We start from the raw sequence: 1,591 nt of genomic DNA, 5'->3' as shown, positions 1-1,591 counted from the left end.
GGGCAACCAGCAGCGCGTGCAGATCGCCGCCGCGCTGGTCCACTCGCCCGACGTGCTGATCCTGGACGAGCCGTTCTCCGGCCTCGACCCGATCGCGGTCGAGACCGTCCTGGAGGTGCTGCGCAAGCGCGCCGCCTCGGGCGTGCCGGTGCTGTTCTCCAGCCACCAGCTGTCCCTGGTCGAGCGGCTGTGCGACGACGTCGTCATCATCGCCAAGGGCGGCATCACCGCCCAGGGGGAGCGCGACGAGCTGCGCCGCCAGCACGGCACCACCCGGTTCGAGATCACCGTCGACGGCGACGCGGGCTTCCTGCGCGACGTCCCCGGCGTCCGGGTGTCCGAACTGGACGGTCCCAGCGCCGTGTTCGAGGTCGACGGCGGTGACGAGCAGCCCGTGCTGCGCGCCGCGCTGGAGCGCGGCCCGGTCCGCGCGTTCGGCCCCGTCGTTCCCACCCTGGACGAGATCTTCAAGGAGGTCGTGTGATGGCGCTGTCGTTCACCGCCGCGACGAAGCTCATCGCCGAGCGCGAGATCCGCACCTACGTGCGCACCAAGGGCTTCTGGATCAGCTTCGGCATCACCATCGTCGCCCTGTTCGCGTTGACCGTGCTGCCCTCCTTCTTCAGCAGCCCCACCAAGGTCGCGGTCGTCGGCTCCGAGGCCAAGGCCGCGCTGTCGGCAGGCGACTTCGAGCTGCGCGAGGTCGCCGACCTCGCCGCCGCCGAGGAGCTGCTGCGCTCCGAGGACGTCTCCGCCGCCGTCGTGCCCGACCCGCAGGAGCGCACCCCCTCCGGGCTGCGCGTGGTCGCCCTGGAGAACGCCGACACCGAGGTGGTCGTCGCGCTGGCCCAGGTGCCGCCGGTCGACCTGATCGCGCCCGGTGAGATCAGCGGCGGTCAGCAGCAGGCCGTGGTCACCGTGTTCGGCCTGATGTTCCTCATGTTCGGCATGGGCGGCATGGCGATCGCGCAGAGCACGGTCAGCGAGAAGCAGACCCGCATCGTGGAGATCCTGGTGTCCACGATCCCGGTGCGCGCCCTGCTCGCCGGCAAGATCGTCGGCAACGCGGTGCTCACCATCGGCCAGCTCGTCGTGCTCGCCGCCGTCGCCCCGATCGCGCTCAAGATCGGCGGCCAGGACGAGCTGCTCGGCGTCGTCGCCCCGGCCATCGGCTGGTTCATCCCGTTCCTGATCCTCGGGTTCGTGCTGCTGGCGGGCATGTGGGCCATGGCGGGCGCGCTGATCAGCAGGCAGGAGGACCTGGGCTCCAGCACCGGTTCCGTGGTGATGCTGGTGATGCTGCCCTACTTCGGCGTGCTGTTCCTGTTCCAGAACAAGCTGGCCATGACGATCATGTCGTACGTGCCGTTCACCGCGCCGGTCGCGATGCCGCTGCGGGTCTTCAGCGGCGAGGCCGCCCCGTGGGAGGCGCTGGTCTCGCTCGCGCTGCTGGCGGGTGCGGGCGTCCTGATGCTCCTGTTCGCCAGCAAGGTGTTCACCGGCTCGCTGCTGCACACCGGCGGCAAGCTGAAGATCAAGCAGGCGCTGGCCACCTCGAAGGGCTGATCCACCACCGCTCAGCACCGGGGCG

The 1,591-nt window shown here is 70.4% G+C and carries 2 protein-coding genes; both read left to right on the top strand.

Translation table 11 applies throughout. From position 1 onward, the window contains the following. Positions 1–484, top strand: a 484-nt coding sequence (locus tag ACTUAL_RS28860) for an ABC transporter ATP-binding protein (protein ID WP_440902446.1), incomplete at its 5' end; no start/stop codon positions are given. Continuing rightward, a complete protein-coding gene (locus tag ACTUAL_RS28855; protein WP_440902445.1) occupies positions 484–1,566 on the top strand; it encodes an ABC transporter permease in 1,083 nt (360 codons plus the stop codon). The genes ACTUAL_RS28860 and ACTUAL_RS28855, both read left to right, overlap by 1 nt. The last annotated feature ends 25 nt before the right edge of the window (positions 1,567–1,591 follow it).

This window comes from Actinosynnema sp. (genome assembly GCF_052038725.1).
This window is presented reverse-complemented; position numbering and strand designations above follow the sequence as displayed.

Excerpts from the sequence above, each read along its gene's own strand:
- ACTUAL_RS28855 (WP_440902445.1), top strand. The coding sequence starts at position 484 with ATGGCGCTGTCGTTCACCGCCGCGACGAAGCTCATCGCCGAGCGCGAG.